14 protein-coding genes and 1 pseudogene are annotated in these 18,443 nt (G+C 36.9%); 4 read left to right on the top strand and 11 right to left on the bottom strand.

What is annotated here, in order from left to right; translation table 11 throughout:
- Position 1: 1 nt before the first annotated feature.
- Positions 2-1,075 (top strand): YncE family protein, encoded by a 1,074-nt coding sequence (locus tag SJY37_RS15040; protein ID WP_379953326.1) that lies wholly within the window; start codon positions 2-4, stop codon positions 1,073-1,075.
- A 77-nt stretch (positions 1,076-1,152) separates the two neighbouring features.
- Here the strand turns inward: SJY37_RS15040 and SJY37_RS15035 are convergent, their stop codons facing one another.
- The 4 genes from SJY37_RS15035 to SJY37_RS15020 form a co-directional block, all read right to left on the bottom strand.
- Positions 1,153-2,592 carry a S41 family peptidase gene (locus SJY37_RS15035; RefSeq protein ID WP_298327132.1) on the bottom strand — a complete coding sequence of 480 codons (1,440 nt, stop codon included), beginning with the start codon at positions 2,590-2,592 and terminating at the stop codon, positions 1,153-1,155.
- Positions 2,593-2,733: 141 nt separating this feature from the next.
- Positions 2,734-5,538 (bottom strand): TonB-dependent receptor, encoded by a 2,805-nt coding sequence (locus tag SJY37_RS15030; RefSeq protein WP_298327134.1) that lies wholly within the window; start codon positions 5,536-5,538, stop codon positions 2,734-2,736.
- A 195-nt stretch (positions 5,539-5,733) separates the two neighbouring features.
- Positions 5,734-6,396: a hypothetical protein gene (locus SJY37_RS15025; protein WP_298327136.1), complete on the bottom strand. Its 663-nt coding sequence runs from the start codon at positions 6,394-6,396 to the stop codon at positions 5,734-5,736.
- Positions 6,389-7,615: a DUF1343 domain-containing protein gene (locus SJY37_RS15020; protein ID WP_298327138.1), complete on the bottom strand. Its 1,227-nt coding sequence runs from the start codon at positions 7,613-7,615 to the stop codon at positions 6,389-6,391. Before SJY37_RS15020 ends, SJY37_RS15025 begins: the two co-directional genes overlap by 8 nt.
- A gap of 36 nt (positions 7,616-7,651) precedes the next feature.
- On the opposite strand from SJY37_RS15020, the gene SJY37_RS15015 reads away from it, so the two are divergent.
- The gene (locus tag SJY37_RS15015; protein WP_298327139.1) at positions 7,652-8,884 is read left to right on the top strand and encodes an ABC transporter permease; all 1,233 of its coding nucleotides are present in this window, start codon (positions 7,652-7,654) and stop codon (positions 8,882-8,884) included.
- A gap of 13 nt (positions 8,885-8,897) precedes the next feature.
- Here the strand turns inward: SJY37_RS15015 and SJY37_RS15010 are convergent, their stop codons facing one another.
- From SJY37_RS15010 to SJY37_RS14995, 4 genes are read right to left on the bottom strand one after another with little or no spacing between them, the layout of a single operon-like run.
- Positions 8,898-9,395, bottom strand: a complete 498-nt coding sequence (locus SJY37_RS15010) for a hypothetical protein (RefSeq protein ID WP_298327142.1) — start codon at positions 9,393-9,395, stop codon at positions 8,898-8,900.
- A gap of 49 nt (positions 9,396-9,444) precedes the next feature.
- A complete protein-coding gene (locus SJY37_RS15005) occupies positions 9,445-11,064 on the bottom strand; it encodes a M1 family metallopeptidase (protein ID WP_298327145.1) in 1,620 nt (539 codons plus the stop codon).
- A 48-nt stretch (positions 11,065-11,112) separates the two neighbouring features.
- Positions 11,113-11,652, bottom strand: a complete 540-nt coding sequence (locus SJY37_RS15000) for a DsrE family protein (RefSeq protein WP_298327148.1) — start codon at positions 11,650-11,652, stop codon at positions 11,113-11,115.
- A gap of 1 nt (position 11,653) precedes the next feature.
- Positions 11,654-12,559 (bottom strand): Brp/Blh family beta-carotene 15,15'-dioxygenase, encoded by a 906-nt coding sequence (locus SJY37_RS14995; RefSeq protein ID WP_298327151.1) that lies wholly within the window; start codon positions 12,557-12,559, stop codon positions 11,654-11,656.
- 114 nt (positions 12,560-12,673) lie between these two features.
- On the opposite strand from SJY37_RS14995, the pseudogene SJY37_RS14990 reads away from it, so the two are divergent.
- Positions 12,674-13,408: pseudogene (locus SJY37_RS14990) on the top strand (bacteriorhodopsin-like).
- Between the two features lie 208 nt (positions 13,409-13,616).
- On the opposite strand, the gene SJY37_RS14985 reads toward SJY37_RS14990, so the two are convergent.
- From SJY37_RS14985 to SJY37_RS14975, 3 genes are all read right to left on the bottom strand, one after another.
- Positions 13,617-13,967, bottom strand: a complete 351-nt coding sequence (locus tag SJY37_RS14985) for a hypothetical protein (RefSeq protein ID WP_298327157.1) — start codon at positions 13,965-13,967, stop codon at positions 13,617-13,619.
- Between the two features lie 121 nt (positions 13,968-14,088).
- The gene (locus tag SJY37_RS14980) at positions 14,089-15,663 is read right to left on the bottom strand and encodes a GMC oxidoreductase (RefSeq protein WP_298327159.1); all 1,575 of its coding nucleotides are present in this window, start codon (positions 15,661-15,663) and stop codon (positions 14,089-14,091) included.
- A 251-nt stretch (positions 15,664-15,914) separates the two neighbouring features.
- The gene (locus tag SJY37_RS14975) at positions 15,915-16,325 is read right to left on the bottom strand and encodes a DUF4293 domain-containing protein (protein ID WP_298327161.1); all 411 of its coding nucleotides are present in this window, start codon (positions 16,323-16,325) and stop codon (positions 15,915-15,917) included.
- Between the two features lie 202 nt (positions 16,326-16,527).
- Here SJY37_RS14975 and rho point away from each other — a divergent pair, with 202 nt between their 5' ends.
- Positions 16,528-18,300 (top strand): transcription termination factor Rho, encoded by a 1,773-nt coding sequence (rho, locus tag SJY37_RS14970; RefSeq protein ID WP_379953325.1) that lies wholly within the window; start codon positions 16,528-16,530, stop codon positions 18,298-18,300.
- The last annotated feature ends 143 nt before the right edge of the window (positions 18,301-18,443 follow it).

The raw sequence follows: 18,443 nt of genomic DNA, 5'->3' as shown, positions 1-18,443 counted from the left end.
TATGAAAAAAACAATTTATTTATTATCCGTACTATCGCTATTTGCTTTTTCTTGTGAAAGTGATGATGACTTCACAGAGCCGATTATAGAAGTAGAAGTAGAAGATGAGGCCTATGGGAATGGATTTTTAGTAACTAATCAAGGACCTTTTAATAATGGTTTTGGTACAGTATCGTTTATCGATGAAGGATTTAGTGCTATCGAAAATGATATTTATCAGACGGTAAACAATGACAACCTAGGTAACATTGTGCAATCTATAGGGTTTACAGAGGATAATGCCTATGTGGTTGCAAATATTGGGAATAGACTTACGATAGTAGACAGATTTACCTTTGAAGAAATAGCTCGTATAGAGACTGGTTTATCTAATCCAAGATTTTTTGCAAGTGTAGACGGTAAGGGATATTTGACTAACTGGGGAGACGGAGCAGATGCAACAGATGATTATATTGCAGTTATAGATCTAGCCACTAATACAATCACAAATACTATCGCAGTAGAAGAAGGACCTGAAGAAATACTTTACAACGGGACTTATCTTTATGTAACAAACCAAGGTGGTTTTGGCGTAAATAACATTGTTACAGTGATTGATCCTGCTACAGATACTGTGGTTACAACAATACCAGTAGGTGATGCACCTAATGGATTAGAGTTAGATAGCTCAGGTGATTTATGGGTGCTTGCTGGAGGTTCTCCTGCATTTACAGGTACAGAGACTGCTGGAAGTTTATCTGCAATCAATACAACTACAAATACAGTATCTGCTTCATTTGATTTTGGAGTTACAGATCATCCTAACTCTATTAATATAGAAGGCCAAAATCTTTATTACTATTTAAATGGGGAGGTTTTTGTTTCTTCTACGACAAACTTCGCAATACCTACTACTCCAGAACTAACTGGATTATCCTTGTTTAATATAGTTGTAAGAGATGATATCTTAATAGGCGCAAATCCAGGGGATTTCTCTAGCAATGGAACTATAGAGGTTTATGATCTTACATCTGGGACTATTATCACTTCACTTAGTGCCAGCTTAGGAACAGATCAGATATATTTTAATGAATAGTATTTATTCCTAGAATAGACTACAATAAAAAGGGGTAACAATTTGTTACCCCTTTTTTATTACTCTTAAGTTACTGTTTATAAATCGATACGATCAACCATCATGCGCTGGTATAATGGATCTTCTTGCTCTGAGTCATAAATAGATCGTTGTATACTAGTATTATAGTTTGTGCTACTTCTACCATTAAGTATAATGTCTATAGCTGCATCGAGTAATGGTTCTCCTTGTTCTCCTAGTTGTCCAAAATTTTCAAAATCTTCGGCAATTAGTAAGTCTGGTGTGAAACCATCAAAGTAGTCTGTTAGCCCATCAGCGTTTACAGATTTCAATACTAATGGAAGCATTACATAACGGTGATTAGGGTTTGCCTCCGAACGACGGAAGTTAGGTGCAGGGGCATCATATAATAAAAATGAACCTTCAAATTTACCTACAGTGTTAGTTCCTATTTGAATTACCTCAATGTAAGGATCAAGACCGCTTAGTATAAGTTCGCTCGCACTTGCAGATCTCCCTGTTGTTAATACAAAAACTCTAGTCAAGCCTAAGCTGTTTATAGCTGGTCCATCATCTCCAGAGCCCAGGTTGTTGTTAAATCTTCTTACAAATTCATTTGCTTGATTTCTATCTGCATTATATTGTTGCGTTATGAATTCTTGACCATTAAACTGTCCAGTAATCATTGTAGAAAGATCATTTGCAGTTTCTATAGAGCCTCCTCCATTATATCTTAAATCAAGAACAAGGTCTGTAACTCCCGCACTACGGAACTGCGCAAAAGCAGCGTTGAGTTCGCTATCAAATTCATTAGTAAATCCTGTGTAATGTAAATATCCTATTTCATTACCTCCCACGCTCAGTAAGTTTACCGTATGTACAGGGTTTATGGTGAGTTCAGTTTTTGTAATTACAATTTCTTCTCCTGTCGTGGTAAAGTCTGTTCCATCATAGGTTGCTAATCCTATGGTGTAACTATCTGGAGCAAAAAAGCTATTAAAATTTGTACTTCCATCTATCGCTTGTCCATCACCACTTGTGAGTGGTTGTCCATCTACAATTGTAAATATCATTCCTCGCTCTGCTCCGGCAAGATCTGCTGGGCTATCATTTACTACATAACGTACAACTCCAAAAGCAGTAGTAGGATCGTTAGGCATAATTAACAAAGACAGGTTTAATCCAGAAGAAGTACGTATACCTGCAAGAGAGTTTTCTAGAGCAACATAATCATCTCTTAATATGCTAAAGCGATCTCGTGTAGATGTTAGTGCCTCAAAAGTCGCTTCCGGAGAAGAGAACTGACTTAAATAATCAAATCTAGCGGCGTCATTTTCAAAAAAGTCATTTGCTAGTTCTGGTACATCTTCTTTATATAGTGACCAATAATTTAAACCTCGATATACAAAGTCAGATATTTCAATATTCTCTGCTGGTATTAGATTGTCATCAAGGTCATCATCACAAGAACTTAAAAATACAAGAAGTGCGAGTGATAGGAGCGTTATGTTTTTCATCAATAATGAGGGTTTAATGGTGATATACTGTAAATATAGTTAAACGAAATACCAACGCAAAGATTACATAGTTTCTCGTTATTTCATAAAAAAGCCTCTCTATAAATGAATATAGAGAGGCTTTTGTTATAAATCAGATCTTTAGAACTGGTAGTTAAGAGATAAGTTAAACATCGTACCTAACTGGCTAAAGTGATAACCATCATACGTCATCTGAGAATAACGCTGATTGAAAGTTATTAAATTAGATTGGTTTTGCGTTGCTGCTGCATCTGCTAGTATAGCTGACCCTGCTGCATTTTCTGCTTTAAATTCCCATTCTGGTAATACGTTAAGTAAGTTATTTACATTAAGCGCAAGTGTGATTTTTTCAGTTACGTTATAGTTGATACCAAGATCTGTAACAATCTTAGGGATAAACTCTGTGCGTAGGTTGTCATCAAGTCCTTGTTGCTTAAATGTAGTTTTACCAAAATATGTGTTGTTTAAAGAGAAAGCAAACTTCCCGATATCATAATTACCACCTAAAATCCACTTAGTTCTAGGTCTAGAGGTAAAGAATAAAGCTTCTTGTGTAGCATTTACTACAGACTGTCCAGAATCCTCAACAAGTTGCGGGTTTTTTACAGCACCATCACGTTCGTTTGTAATTGTATAATTACCAGATAGATTAAGTCCAAGCTTACCGTTACCTAACTCAATATTTCTTTTGCTAATCACTACGTCAAGTCCAGAGGTTCTTGTATCAATAGCGTTAGAAAAGAAACTTACATCGCTCAAGTTATTGTCTCTTAAAATATCATCTAGTGGAGTAGTACCTATATTATTACCATCATCATCAAAAGCAGTTCCTGTAATTTCAGATCCTAAAACAATACGATCTTTTACAGCAATGTTGTAGTAATCTACTGTAAACGTAAGATTGTTTGCTAGTTTACCACCAAAACCTATGGTGAAGTTATTTGATGTTTCTGCATCTAGTTCATCGATTCCTAATAATTGTGCTTGTGTAGACACGTTATTTACTAAACCTCCCACTTGTATTCCCTGTCCTGGGATAAAGCTATATTGTGCTTTTTGTGTATAAATCTGGTGTAATGTTGGAGCTCTAAATCCAGTAGATAGTGAACCTCTTACTGTAAGATTGTCTGTAAGCTTATAGCGAGAACTAAATTTATAAACAAACGTATTTCCAAAATCAGAGTAATTTTCTGTTCTAACTGTACCACTCAATAAGAAAGCGTCAGATACATCATAATCTAAAGAGAAATATCCTCCAATGTTGTAACGGTTAAACTTTCCAGAGTTTTCAGGGCTGTTACCTGCAAATGAATCTGCTCCACCACCATCATAAGAATCAAGTTTTCCTTCAATTACCTCAAATACTTCGTTTCTAAACTCAGCACCAAAACCAATACTTACTTTGTCTGAAAGTATTCTAGAGATGTCAATGTTACCTACATTATGAGTGAATTTTGTTCCACCTGGATCAAACTGACGTGCGCTGTTTTCTCTGTATAATTGCGATCCTTCTGTAATCTCACCATCATCTACAGTACCGTTTCCATTTGCATCAACAAAAACAGATGGAGAAAACACTACATTTCTGTTATGAGAATCACTTACGCGGTAGGTTTGTGTGTTTCCGCCAGTCGTATAACTAGCATCAACATTCCAATCATTTATTGAAGTTCTGATACCAATAGTACCATTATAATCATTAAGAAGCCCTTCAAAAGTAGGCACATAACCATCATATCCACCCGCATTATTCGGGTTGTCACCAGGAAAAAAGTCTGCTAAATAAGGAAAATCTTCTATAGTTCTCCAATATGGAGTTCTGTAGTTTGCAAAACTATTTACCTTCTTATAAACATAAGCGGTATTAAAATACAACTCAGTATTATCACTTAAGTCAAAACCTCCATTTACTAGAAATTTAGAAGATGCAGTTTCTGGTGATCCGTTAATGTTATTTGCATCTGGGTTACGAGATAAAAATTCTTGAACATCTGCAAGGTCTGCTCCAAAATCACCAGCTTCTCCAGCAGCATCAACAGTACCAGGTCTATTTGCAAGATTTACTTTAGAAAAGTCTACTGTATAGTTTATAAAACCTTTATCATCTCCTATAGTAGAACCATTATTTACACTGATTCCTACCATCTCACCATCACCTTCAGAAGTGATTCCTGTTCTTAGCGTCGCCGAGCCTTCATTATCATTATCTTTTAAGATAACGTTCATTACACCCGCAATTGCGTCAGATCCGTATTGTGCAGATGCACCATCACGTAAAATTTCTACACGCTTTATTGCATCTGTAGGGATTGCAGAGATATCTGCACCCGTTTCTCCACGTCCTGGAGAAGTTTGAGTATAAAGAAGTGCACTTAAATTCTTTCTTTTACCATTAATTAAGATTAAGGTTCTAGAAGGCCCCATGTTTCTTATTTCATAAGGATCTAGAAGAGAAGTTGCATCATTTACAGGGGTTTGTACTGTATTAAATGATGGTATCTTGTACTGTAAGGCTTTGTCAAATGTTACTTGTCCTGTAGTTTGTAATTCTTTTGCAGATACGACATCTACTGGTACAGCGGTATCTACCTGACTTCTTGGAGCAGTTCTTGATCCTACAAGTACCACCTCACCAAGGCCTACACCTTCTTCAAGAGTTACATTTATAGATGATTTTCCATTTACTGCTATACGCTTCGTGTCAAAACCTAAGTAGCTTATCTCTAAAGTACCGTCGCTTTGTACCGTGATATTATAATTACCATCAAAATCGGTGATAGCGCCATTGGTAGTTCCTTTTTCAATGACGTTTGCGCCAGAGATGGGAACATTGTTTTTATCTGTCACCGTACCTGTTACAGTAACTTGAGCAAATGAGGTCACACCAATTAATAGACCTAAAATAGTTAACGTGAGTTTGTGCATAGTTGATTTGTTAGTTAATAATGTTTTAACAGATATTGAATACCTGTTAATTTGTGTTAAAACTAAGACAAAAATATAACCCAAGCAGATATTTGCTATCTATTTTTTAATAAAAATTAGATAGTTCGTATTTTTTGTCAACTAAGAGGATGGGAGCAGCCATTATCACTGACTTTCATGTTAATCCTTAAAAAATTATGCTATTGATTTGATTAACAGTTCGATATCGTTGTAGAGGCGAGTGTAAGTCTCTTTGCGGGTTCTGTAACCTAGGAAAGAGGAACAATATATTGAGGTTTCTAGCTCAGTTATATTATATAAGTCATCAATCTTCTCAAAATGAGATGCGTTTAGCACTCGTTGTTCTAATGTGTAACCAATCCACTCTTGAGAAAAAAATGTCGCTCCTTTTCTATTAAACAGTAAGATGAGCTCTGGTGAAATATGCTCAATAACCTCTTTTGTGATGGCTAATTGGCTTTTTAAGAAATCGCGGCCTTTCTCATCTTTAAGGAAATACTCTATTTGTTTTTGCTCTGTATGACGTTGATAAAACAAATCACAATAGGTAATTCCAAACTGTTCAAAATCTTTAAGTAGCGTGGAGAATTTTTTGAAGTAGCGATCAGAATTTAAGTTGTCATAGTTGTAGCTATATCCATTACTGCTTACAAAGTCATTTCTGAGAGAGGGATTAATCCCCATCACTAGTATGTTGGCTTGAGGATTTACTTCAGAGAATACAAATCCTTCTTCAGCTATAGCTAGTTGCTCTGCCGTTATAGACTGACTTTTAAATTGAGTGAAAACCTGTCCAATTTTCGCTTTAAGCGCACTGTTAAAAGAATCGTTACTCATACATAAGGTACTGCTTACGTATGTTTTTAAAGTTTTCTATATCCTTTATCCAGTCTCGTTTAATCTCTTTAAAGGTATATCCATCTTGAATTTGCTGCTGTAGTTTTTTATTACCAGCATGAAGGGTGAAACTAGCCGTTTTGAAGAATTTATTTTTGTCAGTACTTGCGGTATAAGCTTCTATGAGCCATTCAAGATTTACACGGCTCATGTACTCTTGAGCGCGCAAGTCTACACCATAGCACAGCTGCCCATTATGTTTAGGATCTTTTGAGCCAAAGTTGGGCTCAGGAGTGTAAGAATATGTGAAGTTGCTAGGTGAAAAATCTGGAGCTCCAAAAATTTGAAATTGCATTTCTGTTCCTCTTCCCGCATTAATGGTAGTTCCTTCAAAGAAACCTAGGCTAGGGTAGAGGTTAATACTTTTATCATTAGGCAAATTAGGAGAAGGACGCGTAGGTAAAGAATATGGAGTCGTGTAATCCCAATTTTCTAATGGAATCACCGTAAGATTACATTGCATTTTATCTTTAAGCCAGCCCTCACCATTAACCATCATCGCATATTCTCCTATTGTCATACCATATACTAAGGGCACTTCATGCATCCCTAAGAAGCTGGAGTGCTCCTTTTCTAGCGTAGGACCGTCTATATAATGAGCATTAGGATTTGGTCTGTCTAGTACAATCACCGGTATACCTTTTTCGGCAGCGGCTTCCATCACATAGGTGAGTGTAGATATATAGGTATAAAATCGAACACCCACATCTTGTATGTCAAAGAGGATTACATCGAGCCCTTCCAGTTGCTCCTGGCTAGGTTTCTTGTTTTTACCGTAAAGAGAGATAATATTGAGACCAGTTTTAGGATCTTTTCCATCTTTTACTTGCTCTCCGGCGTCTACATCACCGCGAAACCCATGTTCTGGTGAGAAAACACGCGTAACATTAATTCCGTTAGCGATAAGTGAATCAACTAGGTGCGTACTTTCCCTTTCAGTGTGGGGAGTACTTTTAAATATGAGTCCGCTCTTGTTAGTAACCACACCTACTTTTTTATCTTTAAGAAATGGTAAGTAGAGCGCTGTTCTATTGGCAGCGGTAACGATTGGTTCTTGAGAAGGAGATTCTTGTAGTACAGTTTCTTTTTTAAATTCCGCTTTCGCGAAAGCGTTACTATCTCCACCGCTATTTGCACAAGAAATAAGCAGTGTGAGCATTAAAAAAAGGGTATTTTTGAAGAAAATGAGACGCATTTGAATTTAGAGTATTTTATAGCCAAACGCCTAAGTAGCGCGACATCGTATAAAAGTAGTGCTTCCAGTACGATAATTAAAATTGCTATCGTAGCAATTGCGATTGGTATGGTGATGATGCTTATATCTATTGCTACAGGACTAGGACTCCAGAGAGAAATTAGACAAAAAGTTTCTGCCTTTTCTGGAGATATTGTGGTGTCAAATTTTGACGGAAATAACAGTGAAGAGACGACAAATCCAATTTCTATAGATCAAGATTTTTATCCAGATTTTAATGCAGTACCAGAGGTAACGCATGTACAAGCAATTACTGTAAAAGCTGGCGTTATAAGGACTGCAGAAACCTTTGAAGGAGTAATTTACAAAGGCCTAGGTGATGATTATGACTGGAATCGTATCGAGGAATATATAGTGGAGGGAAGAAAGCCAGCACTTACGGGAGCGCTTAATAATGAGACTATCTTTAGTACTTATCTAGCTAACCGCTTAGGCTTTAAAGTAGGCGATAAGGCAATCATACAATTTGTAAATAAAGATAACACGCGCTTTAGACCGAGGGCACTAGAGATTGTAGGGCTTTATGAAAGTGCCTATCAAGAATTTGATAAAGTGTATATCATGGGTGATCGTCGTCATCTTACTCGTATAAATAACTGGGAGAAAGATGAGGTAGGAGCTTTTGAAGTTTTTGTAGATGATTTTGATAATCTTGAGGCACTGAATAATAAGGTGTATGAAAACTCTGGTTCTACTTTAAGGTCTATCTCTGTAATACAGAGTAATTACAATATTTTTGAGTGGATTAAACTATTTGATTTCAATATCATTTTAATCATTGTTATCATGATATTGATTGCAGGTATTAATATGATTGTGGCGCTGCTTGTACTAGTATTAGAACGTACAAAAATGATAGGCGTGCTCAAGGCACTTGGAGCATCAGACTGGAGTGTGCGTAAGATTTTTATCTATAATGCCATGTACCTAATAGGCCTTGGGCTCTTCTGGGGTAATCTTATAGGTCTAGGGATATTATATGCTCAGAAAATATTTGGTTTTGTGAAGTTAGACCCATCTACCTATTATGTAAGTGAGGCGCCTGTGCTCATAGACTTCTGGCATATTCTCTGTCTTAATGTAGGCGTGTTTGTGGTTTGTGTGCTTATACTCCTTATCCCATCTTACATCATAACAAAAATAAGTCCGGTAAAGGCAATACGTTTTGAGTAAAGAATAATAGCGATTAGTTAGACTGAAATCCTTTTTCCCATTCGCTATTAATTATAGTTGCTCCATAAACGAGCTTGTGGCCAAAGGTCCAAGCACCCATTGTAAAGTCTTCTTTAATGATGGAAGGTTCCATACGCCATTCCTCGTTGTTATTAGGTTTACCCATTAGCGATTCGGCAAGGGATCGTACGGTGCTCATGTCTTTATATGCAACGGTAATGGCATATAATAGAGGTTCTTTATCTTTTGTAAATAAATAGCTATACGATGTAATAGAGCTATCACTTACAGCTTCCATGTATTCTATTTTAAACTCCGACTCTTTATCTAAGCGTGTCGCTTTTGGAGCCTTTTTTTCAAACTTTTTTAAAGTCATACCTAGATATAACTGTTTCTTTTTAAGTTCTTTTGGGAAGTGCTGTTGCTGTTTTCCTTTTGAAAATTCATCTAATGTCACTGAAGGCGCAGTAATGAACAAGCATAAGAAGAGTAAACTCCATTTTAATAGCATATGATAGATGGTTGCTCATTATAAAGCAACAGTGTATTGGTTTGATTAACTACAGTTTCCTTGTTTGTATATAGAAATCCTCTGGTATACTCATATCAATTATTTTCTTAGACATTTTAAGCTCTTGCCACTGATCTGTAGGCTTGACCCATTGTAATTTACCATTTATCATTATAGAAAGTGGCATAGAGAAATCATTTATCACATTTGTGTAGCGATAACTCAGTTTCTTTTTACTCACTTTATATTCAAAGGTTGGGATTTTTACCGTTCTTAAATATTGGTCAAATATAGGAGTGAGGTTCTGGTTTAATCTTTTAGACATAAAATTTTCTACCATTGCGCTTGTAGTGGTTTTATGGTAAAACTCCTTATTAAGTCCACGTAAAGTCTCTCGCCACAGCTCATCGTTATCTACAATGGTGCGTATGGTGTGTAGCATATTTGCACCTTTATAGTACATATCGCCACTTCCAGAACGATTTACATCGTAAGTGCCTATGATAGGTCTATCATTTCTAATGTTTTTACGCAGTCCAATTACATATTCACTAGCAGCGTCTTTGCCAAAATGATAATCTAGATAAAGATTTTCTGAGTAGTTAGTAAAGCTCTCATGAATCCACATATCTGCAACATCCTTATTTGTAATGTTGTTTGCAAACCATTCATGACCAGATTCATGTATGATTATAAAGTCAAATTTAAGTCCTTGTCCTGTGCCAGATAGATCGCTTCCTAGGTAGCCATTTTTAAACTTGTTTCCATAAGTTACAGAGCTTTGATGTTCCATGCCTAAGTATGGAGCTTGTACGAGTTTAAAACTATCCTCATAAAATGGATAAGGACCAAACCAATGTTCAAAAGCCTCCATCATCATAGGTGCCTGTGTAAATTGAGCTCTCGCTTTTTTCTCATCTTCACGCAGTACCCAGTAGCTCATATCCAGTGGTCCATTCTCTCCTTTATATAGTTCTGAGAAGTTTACATAATCTCCTATGTTAAGATTAACTCCGTAATTATTTATAGGATTTCTCACTGCCCAGTGATATGTTTTTGAAGATGCTGTACTGTCTATGCTCACCAGTCGTCCATTAGATACGTCTACTAGATCTTTGGGAACGGTAACATGCATGTCTAGGCTGTCCACTTCATCTGCTGGGTGATCACGATTAGGCCACCATACGCTGGAACCTATGCCTTGATTTGAAGAAGCGATAAAGTGTTTACCATTGCTATCTTGTTGCCAAGTGATACCTCCATCCCACGGTGGGTTTACGGCGATGCGAGGCTTACCTTCAAAATTTAAACTTATACTTTTTATAGTTCCTTCTGGTTGAGGGGCTTCTAGTTGTATAAAATGAGCAGCACCTTCAGAACGTACATCAAGAGAGTGTCCATCTTGCATTACTGCAGTGAGTTCCATAGGGGCTTGAAGATCTATTTGTAACTCGGTTACGCCTTCTTCTAGCACTCGATAGGTCATTATATTAGTACCTATTAAAGATTTTGATTCTGGCATCACCGTAACCGATAGGTCATAATGAACGAGGTCCCACCAGGCTCTTTGTGGAGTGATTGATCCTCTAAGGCTGTCTTGACGGGTAACTTCTTGGGAAAATACAGATAGTGTGATAAAAGAGAAAACTAGGGTAAATAGTAAGCGCATGTGGGTGTAATTATCTAATGGTGCAGATTTATGAAGGTAGGGCAATCTTTAAAAAGCGATGAGCGTATAACCCTCCATTTGTGATTGACTTAATACCGTCATTGCCGAGAGTCCTACGTCAATCATTTCTAGTCTTCGTTCTTTAGTAATATTACGCGCTCCGGCAGTTTGACCACAGAGTATGAGTGATACGTTTGCTTCTTTTAATGCTTCTAGTAATTCGATATTTGGATTATCTACGCCAAATTTTTCTTTATATAATTCATTGGTAAGCATTCCATAGGCTGCTTGTCCATGTATAGCAGCGCGTATATTCATATTTGTAACAGGAACTCCCGCTTTTTCCTGCATATTAAGAAATCGCGCCATCGTCTCGATGTATGGATTGCGCTGACTTGGATTTTCAGGTGCTTTTGCCACATCAAAAATCACTTTAAATACTGCTGTGGTATCTGTTTTGAAATCAGGATTGTCAACCTCATAGGTTTTTCCAAAATCACTTATGACATTGCCAGGAGTAGATACGGGTTGTTGTGCATGCGCTTTCGCGAAAGCGAGACTTAAAAAAAGTAAAAAAGTATATTTCATGTTAGTGAGTTTTTGTGTTATTATTTTTCTTTTTGAACATTAATGATATAATCAACGAGTGAGGAAAGGTCACTGCGGCGATAAAGGAAAAGAAAATTGCAAAGAAAAGCACACTTTCCTTAAGCCAAAAGTAGCTTAAACCAATCCCGATGATTGAAATAATCCAATAAGGCAACGCATTTTTTATATAGAGCCAGATAGTTTGATTAGTAAATCTACCATATATAAAGTGTATTTGTTCAAAAAGTGATGGAAGACTATGCCATAGCACAAAGTATATAGTGAATCCCCAGATGAGGGATGACATTTTAAATATGACCACCAGTAAGCCTAGAAAGAAGAGCTCTTTTAATAATACCTTTCTAAAACTATCACTGTTAAAAGCTAAAATGGCTACTGTAACTACTAATAAAGTAAGAATACTGTATAAAGAGTACAATAGAAATGCGGGTGGAAAAGGTGCTCCTGTGATTGCCATTACAATCTCATCTACTTGCTCTGCATTAAAAAGAAATAATATAATGAGAATGAGGGCTCCATAACTCCCTTGCAATATAAGTGAGAACCATTTGTACTTAGTGTCCACCTTAGACTCCCAGTGCTGTTCACCAAAATGATATGCGCTAAAAATGATAAATAGAATTACTGTGATAGAAGGGATGGTGTAAAATGCTAGAAAAGTAAGCAACACTGTAAGCACATAAAAGAAGAGCGATTTAAGGAAGCTCCTTTTTTTCTCCTTAGTAAATAACTTCTCTATTAATAATAAATCATTTGATCCGTGTATGATACCAAAGGTGAGAATAAGTAAAAAACCCAAAATCAGCTCAGCCTTACTAGAAAATAATGTGGCGACCCATAAGCCTGCAAAACTACCTATGATTGTGATATTGAGAATTTTTGTCATGAATAATTTATGTATTGATAATTTTAATGAAAAAATTATGAGAAAATAATTATTTATTTGTTTAACATTATCTAAATTTACTTAAACAAATGTTTAATTAAAAATATCAATGCTATGAAATTTTTATTACTATTACTGGCCGACCCTACAAGATTAGATCCAAGTGATTATGTAGGATTTACATTCTTTGTAGGTGCGATGGCGATGATGGCAGCTTCTGCTTTCTTTTTTCTATCGCTTAACCAATTTAACAAGAAGTGGCGAACCTCAGTCCTTGTATCGGGGTTAATTACGTTTATTGCTGCAGTGCACTACTGGTACATGAGAGATTACTGGTTTGCTATTCAAGAGTCTCCTACATTTTTTAGATAAGTAGATTGGGTACTTACAGTTCCATTAATGTGTGTTGAATTCTACTTAATATTAAAAGTAGCTGGCGCAAAACCTGCACTTATGTGGAAGCTTATTGCATTTTCTGTAATCATGTTAGTAACAGGATACTTTGGAGAAGCGGTATTCCAAGATCAGGCAGCCTTGTGGGGTGCTATCTCTGGAGCAGCATACTTCTATATTGTGTATGAAATCTGGTTAGGAAGCGCAAAAAAAATAGCAGTAGCCGCAGGTGGAGATATCCTCAAAGCACATAAAATATTATGCTGGTTTGTACTCGTAGGTTGGGCTATTTATCCATTAGGATACATGCTAGGTACAGATGGATGGTACACAAGCATCCTAGGAAAAGGAAGCGTAGATATCGCTTACAATATTGCAGATGCTATTAATAAAATAGGATTTGGACTAGTGATTTATGCACTAGCTGTAAAGAAGAATGAAGTTGAGGTTGTTTAAGTTTGATTAGTAAAAGGTGAGAACACTCAATGAAAAACGCAACCAGCAATGGTTGCGTTTTTTTATGTGTCGGTTTTAGTAATTATTATGCTGTAAAATAGATGTATTACGCTTTCGCGAAAAATTTCTAAGTCATTTAATAATTGCCAACCTTTGTGAGTCGTTACTTTTACGAGCCTCCAAACGTTGAAATGATTACAAGTAAATCTTACTCTTCCTCTTCTTGAAAAGTCTCTCTTGATAATAATTTACTAGAAATCTTATAAGTTCCAGCATAGGTAAGTCCTGCTTGACCTTTTCTAGAAGTCAAAAAAGCTTTTTTATACCACTTGGCATCTGTTGCCTTTTTTCTGAAATCTTCATGCTTTGATACACCAGTAGATACACCGTTGTGCCATGATTCGATGGTAAAGACACCTAATCCAAAATGCTCTGCACGCTGAAGCACAATCTCAAAATCTGCCTCAGAGAACTGATACGAGTCATCTGCCTCCGACTCTTTATTGAGATTAGTCAAATCATTAAATAGGTGCTGTTCTAAAAATTCTGTTTTTTCCATAGTGGCGGTGAAGGTAGTGTTTAAAAGGGAAAAGTATAACTATTTTGTAACTACGAACTTATTTTTTAATCCTTGCAACGTTTTTCTGATGGGCAAACGTAGATGTATCTTAGGCTTTGTTTTATTGCTTGTTTGGTATTTGATCCATCGCTCTTTCTGCAATGGCAGTAATGGTAAGTGAAGGATTCACACCAGGGTTTGCCGAAATCATAGCTCCGTCAACCACAAGCATATTTTTATAGCCAAAAACATTGTTGTCTTTATCTATAACTCCGCTTTCTGTATTTTCTCCCATAACTGCACCGCCTAGTATGTGTGCTGTAGATGGTATTCCTGCTAGCGTTTCTAAAGCAAAGGAGGTGCTCACACCCTTTATAGCCTTACTATAAGACTTTACAAGCGCTATAGATTCTGGAATAAATGGGGTAGGAGCCTTTCCAGAACTTACTGTAGATGTCATCTTCCCAAATGTATTTCTTTTAAAACGTAATGTGCTATCTAGCGTTTGCATAAATAATAAGACAACGGTGTTCTTTGCCCAGCCATTGCTGATGTAGATTTTAAAATAGTCTACAGGATTTTTAATCAGCTTGATCGCAGTCTTAAAAAGTCGTGAGAATGCATTTGAACCCGTTACATAAGGTAAGTGAGCAAGTTTCCACGCATTAGAGCCTTCCCCATATCTACATATTTCTAGATGACTATTTTCATCTGTATCAAGTATGCTTCCTATAGCGATACCTTTTGAGAGGTTTTTATCTTTTTCTAGTGTGGAGACACTTATAAGCGTTTCATTATTACTTCGTATATCTTCACCTAGATGGTCTGATAGAAGTGGTAACGATTTAGTTTTCAGAGCTAGCAAAAGCTTGACTGTACCTAGTACACCGCCAGAAAAGATAACGCCTTTGGTGGTGATTTTTTGATGTTTACCAAAGATGCGCGTGCTTTTCTTCATTGAGACTTCATATCCTAGAGCGCTGTCATTTTTATCTAATGGCTGTACATCATATACTTCATTTTCGGCAAGTATGGTGGCTCCTTGTTTTTGAGCGAGGTATAGGTAGTTCTTGTCAAGCGTGTTTTTTGCATTGTGGCGACAGCCAGTCATACACGCACCACAAAAATTACATCCAGCGCGATCTGGCCCTTCTCCATTAAAATAAGGGTCTTTTACTGTTTTATTAGGAGTTCCAAAGAAAACTGCAACCCGCGTAGGATTAAACCTTTGTGCGATATTTAAATCGTCTGCTACGACTTTGAGAGCTTTATCTCCATCATATAAGGACGGATTTTGCGCTGCGCCTAGCATTCTTAGTGCTTCCTTATAGTAAGGTTTTAAGTCGTTTTCCCAATCATTGAGCAACTTCCAGCTCCCAGAGTTAAAGAAAGCACTTTTAGGTGTGGGTAATGTATTTGCATATACAAGCGAGCCGCCACCTACACCAGTTCCAGAAATAATGGCAATGTGTTTAAATATCGATAGTTTCATAATCCCAAAAAAGCGCAGGTATGGCATCCAGAGCCATTTCCTGAGATTCCAGTTGGTTTTAGGGAAGTCGGTTGCTTTGTACCATTTTCCTTTTTCAACAACGAGCACTTTATATCCCTTTTGAGAAAGGCGAAGAGCGCTCACAGAACCTCCAAAACCACTTCCTACAATAATATAGTCGTATGCTAAGTCTTTTTGGTTCATATTGATTTTGTGCGTGTGAGGTTATTGAGCTCGTAATTTACTAAACTTCTTTCTTCTGCTCGTTTATCACTGGTTTAAATAGCATAAAAGTGAATATCAAATTTTACTGTTCATTGACGAGGAGTATATAAGAGGGTAGGGGAGTTATTTGATAATGTGTGGTTTTTGATATCACATTTTCGCGTAAGCATAAAAAAAGCCTCACAAATAAATGAGAGGCTTTACGCACTAATAAAACTAAGATTATAGGCTTATCGTAATCTATCTACAGATTTTACAAGATCTTCATCGCGCTTGATTGCCTTGTTTGCCAAGACTAGTAAAACGATAGAAACAAGCGGAATGATCATCCCAATACCCTTCTCAAGAACCGCCGTTCCTCCAGATAACATTTGTGATCGATATACCAAAATACCTAATAATGCAAAGTTTAATAAGATATTGAGACGTCCTAAGACGAATTGGTTCTTTCTATTATTCCATAAAAATATGGAAATAAATGAGAATACAGCACTAAGACTAAAAAGTGTTATGTAAGAAATATCATCTACTGCCCACACGGCCTCACCATCCATATCAGAATAAAGGCTAAAGGCATAAGGCAATCCTAGTGAAACTAAGGCTGCTAGTAAAAGATATATAGTTTGTATACGTTGTATCACGTGATTCTCATTTTAAACTGTGGTAAAAATAAGTCTCATTTTGTGATATTGCTAAGAAAACTTTGAAAATAAAATTGTATCATTGTCTTGTAATTATGTAAAAGGCTCTCCGCTTGTTACTTAATTGCTTAATATTTTTAGTATCAAATTCTTCTTTTGGTACGCTCTAATCACCCGATTAATAATTTACCCACATTACTAGATGTTTGATATTTCAGAATTAAAAGCAAAGAAGCTTCCCGAGCTTCAAGAGATTGCAAAAGGGATTAATGTTCCTAAATACAGAACATTAAAAAAGCTAGACCTTGTTTATAGAATACTTGATTTACAAGCAGCAGACCCAAAAAAAATAGAGGCAGTAGTGCCTAAAGTAAAAGAAGCAGCTGCACAAGCTCCTGCTCCTAAGACAGAACGTAAGCCTAGAGAAGAGCGTAAACCTCGTGCTCCACGTCCAGCAAAAACTGCAAAAGATACTAAGGATGCTCTCGCAGCAAACACTGAGGAAGCTAAAGATGCTCCGGCAAAAGGAAAACCTCCTGTAAAAAAAGAAGCTCCTGCAAAGAGAGAGCCACAGGCAAAGAGAGAAGCGGTAAAACGTGAACCTGCTAAAGGAAAAGGTGGAGACGATACAAAGACACCACAAAAACGAGATAATCAAAAAGATACTCGTAATAACGATAAGCGCAACAGCAATGACAACCGTCAAAGCAATGATAAGCGTGCACCTCGCGACAATAATCGAAACACAAATACGCGTACTAATACGCCACGTAATAACCGTAATCAAAAAGACGGTAATACGCATGGTAACAATGGTAACAAGGATAGCCGTAACCGTTACCGCGAGCCAGATTTTGAATTTGAAGGGATTATAGAGAGTGAAGGAGTTTTAGATATTATGCAAGATGGCTACGGCTTCTTACGTAGTTCTGACTACAATTACCTAGCATCTCCAGATGATATTTATGTATCACAATCACAGATAAGACTTTTTGGTCTTAAAACTGGTGATACGGTACTAGGTGTAATACGTCCTCCAAAAGAAGGGGAGAAATATTTCCCACTTATTAAAGTAAGTAAGATTAATGGTTTGAACCCTAACATCGTTAGAGATCGTGTTTCTTTTGAGCACTTAACACCATTATTTCCTACAGAAAAATTTAACCTAGCAGATCGTCAAGCGAGTATATCTACTCGTGTGATGGATATGTTTGCTCCTATAGGTAAAGGGCAGCGTGGTATGATTGTATCACAGCCTAAAACGGGTAAAACCATGTTACTTAAGGATGTGGCAAATGCTATTGCGGCAAACCACCCAGAGGTATATCAAATAGTACTTCTTATAGATGAACGTCCAGAGGAAGTTACAGATATGCAGCGTAATGTAAATGGAGAGGTAGTAGCCTCTACATTTGATAAGGAAGCACATGAGCACGTAAAAGTGGCAAATATTGTACTTGAAAAGGCAAAGCGTCTTGTAGAGTGTGGTCACGATGTAGTAATACTTCTTGACTCTATCACACGTCTTGCACGTGCTTATAACACCGTACAGCCAGCATCTGGAAAGATTCTTTCTGGAGGTGTAGATGCAAATGCATTGCACAAGCCTAAGCGTTTCTTTGGAGCAGCACGTAACATTGAAGGAGGTGGGTCACTTACCATTCTTGCTACAGCACTTACAGACACCGGTTCAAAAATGGACGAAGTAATCTTTGAAGAATTTAAAGGTACAGGTAACATGGAGCTACAACTGGATCGTAATATTGCAAACCGCCGTATTTTCCCAGCTATCGATCTTACCTCTTCATCTACACGTCGTGATGACTTACTACACAGTAAAGACACCACGCAACGTCTATGGGTATTACGTAAATATCTTGCAGATATGAACCCAGTAGAGGCAATGGAGTTTATGAGCGATCGTATTAAGAGCACAAAAAACAATGAGGAATTCTTGATCTCAATGAATCAATAAGCATCCTCTTTTTAGTATAACAAAGAACCTCTCAATAGCATTGAGAGGTTTTTTTATGATTTTTAGTAAGGTTTTGGAGCGCATAAGTAGCGCTACTTTGCGAGCGTAGTTTCCCGCTTTCATTACAATTCCTCGTTTCGTTA

Origin of the sequence: Dokdonia sp. R78006 (assembly GCF_042466145.1) — a bacterium.
In the GTDB taxonomy this organism is placed as follows: Bacteria; Bacteroidota; Bacteroidia; order Flavobacteriales; family Flavobacteriaceae; genus Dokdonia.
The sequence above is the reverse complement of the archived record's forward strand: the minus strand, read 5'-3'. Positions and strand labels throughout refer to the sequence as shown.